The sequence below is a fragment of the Psychrobacter sp. genome, from assembly GCF_035469765.1.
GTDB lineage: Bacteria > Pseudomonadota > Gammaproteobacteria > Pseudomonadales > Moraxellaceae > Psychrobacter.
Genome location: NZ_DATIRM010000048.1, coordinates 1 through 6898 on the forward strand (window position 1 = coordinate 1; position 6898 = coordinate 6898).

At 44.3% G+C, this 6898-nt stretch carries 6 protein-coding genes and 1 pseudogene; 6 read left to right on the forward strand and 1 reads right to left on the reverse strand.

Annotation, left to right across the window (positions count from 1 at the left end):
• From VLN09_RS01155 to VLN09_RS01180, 6 genes and pseudogenes are all read left to right on the forward strand, one after another.
• Nucleotides 1–213: pseudogene (locus VLN09_RS01155) on the forward strand (imelysin); the annotation flags it as partial.
• 261 nt (nt 214–474) lie between these two features.
• Nucleotides 475–2163, forward strand: a complete 1689-nt coding sequence (locus VLN09_RS01160) for a di-heme oxidoredictase family protein (RefSeq protein ID WP_325243291.1) — start codon at nt 475–477, stop codon at nt 2161–2163.
• 120 nt (nt 2164–2283) lie between these two features.
• A complete protein-coding gene (locus VLN09_RS01165; protein WP_325243293.1) occupies nt 2284–3447 on the forward strand; it encodes an imelysin family protein in 1164 nt (387 codons plus the stop codon).
• 3 nt (nt 3448–3450) lie between these two features.
• A complete protein-coding gene (locus VLN09_RS01170) occupies nt 3451–5049 on the forward strand; it encodes a DUF1513 domain-containing protein (RefSeq protein WP_325243295.1) in 1599 nt (532 codons plus the stop codon).
• A 2-nt stretch (nt 5050–5051) separates the two neighbouring features.
• Nucleotides 5052–5720, forward strand: a complete 669-nt coding sequence (locus VLN09_RS01175; protein ID WP_325243297.1) for a M48 family metallopeptidase — start codon at nt 5052–5054, stop codon at nt 5718–5720.
• Nucleotides 5721–5865: 145 nt separating this feature from the next.
• Entirely contained in the window at nt 5866–6471 is a 606-nt protein-coding gene (locus VLN09_RS01180; protein WP_325243299.1) for a methyltransferase domain-containing protein, read from the forward strand.
• Here the strand turns inward: VLN09_RS01180 and VLN09_RS01185 are convergent.
• A partial coding sequence (locus VLN09_RS01185) for a hypothetical protein (RefSeq protein WP_325243301.1) occupies nt 6449–6898 on the reverse strand: 450 nt, incomplete at its 5' end. The two genes, VLN09_RS01180 and VLN09_RS01185, sit on opposite strands and share 23 nt — an antisense overlap.

Sequence of the window (6898 nt, forward strand, 5' to 3'; positions counted from 1 at the left end):
AAAGGCGAGAAAGAAAATATCAAGGTTGATCAGATGATTGCCACCGTAGGGCAGGCAATTAAACAGGGTGTGACGGCTGAAGAGCAAAATAAGCGTCGTGGCTGGATTGAAAGCAGTATTACAAGCTTGCAAGCGCTGACGGCTGGTATTGAAAATGCCGCAAAAGCAGTTGGTATTGACAATTTAGATGCAGATGCAGGTTCGCAGTTCTAATTTTTTATTCATTTACTAGCTTATTAGGCATTATATTCACTGATAATGCCTGAAGGGTCGTTATCAGTGAATGAGAATGATTTTCATAAGAAAATAAGTTATGTATGATAAACACGTTGTCAATTTTGCTTGGTAACGTGTTTTTTCATAGCGTATTAAAATAGCCAGATAAGTCAGTGTGCCGCTGCCACTTATCGACTAGAAGTAAAAAACTTTATAGCACGCGATTTTAATGGTTCTATACCAGAACTAAGGTACTCTATGCACGTCAAGAAAGCTTCTACCGCCAAACGACTCTCCGCAATTCATTCTTCTGTTAAATCCCAGTTTAAAACTGCCTCTGTCAGTATGTCTGCGCCATTAACATTATCGCTGGCATTAATAGGCGCCCTGTCAGTTAGCGCCTGTCAGCCAGTCAAAGACAATAATGATAACGCAGCTGATAAAGACCATCAAAAGTCAGAAAGCCTGCAGTCTGAGGTCTTGACCCCTGAGCGCATTCAGACGATTGAGGCGCTAGCAGGCGTGCCTATGCAGCAGCTAGCAAGCTTTGATCCACAAGAGATTAAACAAGGCGGTGATACTGGGATTAGTATTGCCAGCAGTGAGAGCTACTCTAAACCTTCATCAAACATCACCGCATCTCGTAAAGGCTCGTTCTTTATTGGCAATGCGTTTTTCCGTCAGCCGTGGGTGATTGCGCCTGCCAGTACTGACAGCCGAGATGGTCTTGGGGCGTTATTTAACGTCGCTGCCTGCCAGTCATGTCATGTAAAAGACGGTCGTGGGCATGCCCCCATGAACGCTGATGACGATGCCGACAGTCTGCTGATTCGTCTTGCTATGCCAGCAACCACAGATGAGCAGCGTCAGCAGTTAAAGGACTCACTCATTGAAAAAGTTGCCCATCCTATGTACGGTGGTCAATTACAAGACCGTGGTATTCAAGGTGTGCCGGCAGAAGCAAGGATCGCCGTGCAGTGGACAGACAAGCCGGTTACCTTCGCGGATGGGCATGTCGAAACCTTGCGCGCGCCAACCTTTAACTTAACCAATCCGGGTTATGGTGCATTTGATGAGGAGCTCATGGTATCGCCACGTGTTGCTTTACCTATGATTGGACTTGGGCTACTCGAACAAATACCCGATGCTGATATTAAAAAACAAGCGGCTAGCAATCATAAAAATAACAATGATATTAAAGGTAAATTTAACTGGGTCATGGATCCGCAAACAGGAAAGGTAGCATTAGGTCGCTTTGGCTGGAAAGCAGGGCAAACCAAGCTGATTACCCAAAATCAAAGTGCCTTTAATGAAGACATGGGTTTAACCTCAAATATTCGTCCTAATGAATCCTGCATGCCAACACAACTCGTTTGTATAAAGGCGACAACAGGCGCTGATGAGCAAGGCAATGGCAAACCACCGGTTGAAGTCAATGATGAGGTGGCAAAATTTGTAGAATTTTATACGCGCAATTTGGCAGTACCGCATCGCCGTAATGCGGATGATAAGTTGGTATTAGCAGGTAAAAAACGCTTTTACGATATGGGTTGTCAAAGCTGCCATACGCCAAGATATCAGCTACCAAAAACCGCTGATGACCATCTTGAGCAGCATGGACAGGTGATTTACCCTTATACAGATATGTTGCTACATGATATGGGTGATGACCTTGCGGATCGCACCATTGCTGGCAAGCTGCCACCAAAAAACTTGCAGGTTGAGTTTTTAGCCAACTCTTATGAATGGCGTACGCCCGCTTTATGGGGAGTTGGACTTGCCCAGACGGTTGATCCGCAAGCGACGTTTTTACATGATGGCCGTGCCCGCACGCTGATGGAAGCGGTACTATGGCATGGCGGTGAAGCCAAAAAACAGCAGCAGAAAGTGCTGACGCTTGATAAACAAGGACGTGCTGAATTGAATGCGTTTTTACAGTCCCTATAAGCGTCTGACTGTGTATTTCTAATGCTTAAATAACAGATAGATAAGTTTATCCGCCTGACTGCTCTGTCACTACGATACTGATGCTCTACAATAACGATTGATAATATTACCGAGAAATCTATGAAAATAAACCATGCGTTAGCAATGGCGCTATCTGCATTAAGCGCCGGCATACTCATTAGCTGCGTCAAACCTGCTGATGAAAATAAAGCTGCTGAAGTAGATAGCCAAGTTGCACAAGACAGCGCGTCGCCGAAAACTGGCGAAAATGCCGCAGTTAATGGTAGTACAGATAAAAATGCGGAAAAGATAGTCGCTGTCGATATCAGTGCTGAGACTAAAAAAACCTATTTAACCCATGTCGCTAATGAGATTGTCATACCCGCTTATGCTGACGCGGCGAAACAAAGTGATCTATTGCATGATTTGGCACAAAAACATTGTCAAAAATCACCAGTCAGCGGTGATGAGTTGCAAGCGCTACGTGACCAGTGGCTGCTATTAGCGCAAGCATGGGCAAGTGCTGAGATGGTCAATTTTGGTCCTGCGACCGCCAGTATGAGCAATCTATATATCAACTACTATCCTGACGAGCGCGGCTTGGTACATAGCGGGGTGGCGGATCTTATCGCTGCCAATCCAAAAATGACGGCTGAGCAACTTGCTAACGAGAGCGCCGTTGTCCAAGGTGTCCCCGGTCTAGAGGAAGCACTCTATGCCAATGACAGCTTAGATGCCGGTCAGTGCGCTTATATCATGAGTGCGAGTAGTGCGCTGAGTACACGCCTAAAAGCTATCGAGAAAAACTGGCAACAAAACGCCACTAAGCTGTTGGCTATTGATAAAACTACCGAAAGTGACCAAGGCTTGAACCAATGGATTAATTCCCTACTGTCGTTGGTTGAGACGATGAAATCTAACGCCATTGAGCAGCCATTAGGCTTGAGCGGTAAAGCCAAAGGTCATCTACCTGCTGCGAGCGCAGGGCAAAGCCGCGCGATTATCAATGCAAAATTGGCGACCTTAAATAAAGCCATGACCGATCCGGTACTGACTGCTATTTTGGGCAGCAATAATGACAATAGCGTAGCAGATACGCTATCAACAGCCCTTGCTGATACCACGGCGCTATTGGCACAAATGCCAGAAGATCTGGCTACTGCCGATAAAGCCACGCAGCAAGAGCTATATGATCATCTAACTATCATTACGCGCTTAATCAAACGTCAATTGATTCCAACGCTCGGCATCCGTGTTGGTTTTAATAGCACCGATGGCGATTAAATAATGGCTATTATTAAAGCGAGTACAGCAGCGTCAGTAGCTGAGTTAGCTACGGACATGGATCAGCAGTCGCCTCAGCTAAAAGCAAAACCATTTAGCCATGAGCTGCTGACAACCTCAATACTGACAGTGCTTGGCACAGCAACTTTCGTTGGTATACATCATCGTTATCGTAAGCAGCATCGACCTGATGCTAGCTTACAAGATTATGTAAGCGGCATTTATACTCAGTTGAATGTCTTACAGTCAGCCAGTCATTCAAGGTCAACGCTCAGGCATTTTTGCTATGCTTGCCAGCAGGCAGCGTCGACGTTGCAACAAGTGTATCGCTTGCCAATGACTGATAAGCAGAGCAGTAGCCATGATTTGGCGACTAATGATTTTAGTGTAATGCATACTACTACCATGCTTACTCGCCCTGTATGTTGGGTTAGTGGTGTGGCTTCTATGCCAAAAGATATCTCATTGCTAGATGAGAATAATGAAAACGATTTTGGTGTGGTCGGTATCGATGCTAACAGAGAGATAGTATGGCAAACCACCATGCCTGAGCGCGTCCATGATATCGTTGTTCAACCTGTGTTTAGCGATCAAGATAGTACGGTCAACGATCATCTAAATAATCATCAAAGTCGTGACGTTGTGGTGATGGGTCGTCGACCTAGTGAAAAGTTTTGGGTACTTGATACTGCGACAGGACAAGTAAAATTTGCTATTAGTTCGGTAACCAATCGTCATTTTTATGGTCATGCTTGCTATAGCTTAGATGGCTCAAAGTTATATGTGACTGAAAATGATACGCTAAGTTTAGATGGCAAAATCGGTGTTTATGCCGCTGATAGCGCTTATCAAAAAATAGCAGAATTTAATTCGTATGGTATCGGTCCGCATGAGCTCATTATGCATCCAAATGGCGGGACTTTAGTGATTGCTAATGGTGGTATCAAAACTGAACAAGCCTCGCGAGAGGAGCTGAACCTTGATACCATGCACCCCTCACTGGTGTATCTAAATCGGCATGATGGGTCATTGCTTGAGCAGATTACTCCTGAACACAATCAGATGAGTGTACGTCATTTGGCGATGCACGATGATGGGACGGTGATGATTGGGATTCAGTTTCAAGGTGAGAAGCATATCAATGTACCGTTAGTTCTGACCCATAAACGTGGCGATATCAATTTTACACCTTTGATAATGCCCAATAATCAGTGGCAACGCTTTCACCAATATATCGCTAGTGTGGCTGTCGATAGTGAACGCAATTTACTATGTGTAACCACACCAATCGGTGGCTGTGCGGCACTATTTGATTTGACCACTCGAGTATTAATCAACTCTATCAGTCTGCCAGATTGTGCAGGTGCCTCCGTTTATAGCGGCAAGATAGACAGTGATAACGATGTTGTTAAGGCTAATATAGGGCAACAATCAGGCTTTATCGTTAGTGATGGGCAAGGTCAATTAACCAGATTAAATATCAATGAGTTAACCATACTAGACTCAGAACTAAACTCAGATACTATCGCCAAAAATGACGCTATTGGTACAGATAGCAAATGCCATATGATGTCTTTTGATAATCATCTGCAAGCGCTATGACCATGAATGTGTCACCTGAATACCATAGCCCTTTATTGCAAAGCACGATTTCTTGTTTGTCAGAGGCAGGCATTGAACTACAGGTGAGCAAAAAGCGCGTCAAAAACATCAATTTTCGCTTAAAGCCTCATGTATTGATGGTGTCAGTGCCTTCATTTATTAGCCCTGCACAAATGGCAGAGTCTATTGCTAAGCGGGTGCCGTGGGCTATACAAAATCATGCGCAAGTTTTAGAACAATACAAACGTAAACAAAGCACCTTGTCCGAGTCTTCAATTGCTGATAGCTCACTTTTATTATGGGGTATCGCGCAACCGTTCACTTTAAACCACGATAAAAAAATAGCCTACTATCGACAAGCGCTTTTCAAAGTTGCCCCTGTATTGTTTGAAAAGTGGCAACCGATTATCGGGGCGACAGCCAATGAGATACGCCTAAAAAAGATGCATACGCGCTGGGGTAGCTGTAACACTCGCGCGCGCCGCATTTGGTTGTCTGTCTATTTACCTGCTTATCCTATTGAATGTACCGAATACGTCATCGTCCATGAGCTTTGTCATTTACATCATGCCAATCATAGCGCTGCTTTCTGGCAAACGGTGGCAACAGCGATGCCTGACTACCAGCATTGGCATAATATGCTGGCAGGTAAAGGTGGTCAGCTTGATTAGAAATAGTGCACAAATAGTGTCAATAATATGTAAATGACATTGATAAGACTGATATGATAGACAATAACGATACAAATCATGTCGTTTAATAACATTGTTATATAAACGGCTTTAAATAAGAAAATTAGAGAGAAAAGGATGTCTTATGGAAAGCGTCAATCAAGCGGGGTTCTGGCAGCAACGTTATGAGCAAGATAGTATCGGTTGGGATATGGGGCAGATATCGCCGCCACTAAAATCTTATATTGACCAGTTACCTGAAGCCGCTAAAAATCAGGCTATTTTGGTACCAGGGGCGGGTAATGCTTATGAAGTCGGCTACTTGCATGAGCAAGGATTTACCAATGTCACTTTGGTTGATTTTGCCCCTGCACCGATTAGAGACTTTGCTGAGCGTTATCTTGATTTTCCAACTGATAAGCTAATCTGCGACGATTTTTTTGATTTATCGGCTGAGCAACATCAATTTGATTGGGTGCTTGAGCAGACGTTTTTTTGTGCGATAAACCCTGCGCGCCGAGATGAGTATGTGCAGCAAATGGCACGATTGCTTAAACCGAGAGGTAAGCTCGTTGGATTGCTATTCGATAAAGACTTTGGGCGACAAGAACCGCCTTTTGGCGGTACAAAAGAAGAGTATCAGCAGCGTTTTACGACTCATTTTGACATTGATATCATGGAGATGAGCTATAATTCACACCCAGCACGGCAAGGCAGCGAGCTATTTATCAAGATGCGCGTAAAAGATTGATTTCATGCTTGATATTGTCTCGAGCTTGCTCTTCTAAGCGTGCGTGATAATACTCTGTCAGATACAGCGTTGGGTGCGTTAATAGCTTTTCCAGTACCGCAATGCGCCCAACGCGGTAATTTTCTTTGGTCACGTGTGCGTATTCTTGACGGACGGCTTGCGCATACTGGTGATACTCAGACCAAGGCGCACCCAAAATACTCAAATCCATATCTAAGAGATAAGCCGCATCACTGACGGTATCTTTGTCTAGGCATTCATGCAGCTCATGAGTGGCTGTCATCATAATCAGTGCGTAGATATGTTGGCATTGCTCAGCACTTAGATATCCTTTTAATGCTTCTACCGCATATTCTGCACTTTCTAATTCATTGTCTGAGCGCCTTGGATTATATATCACATCATGATAGTAGAGTGCCAAAGCGAT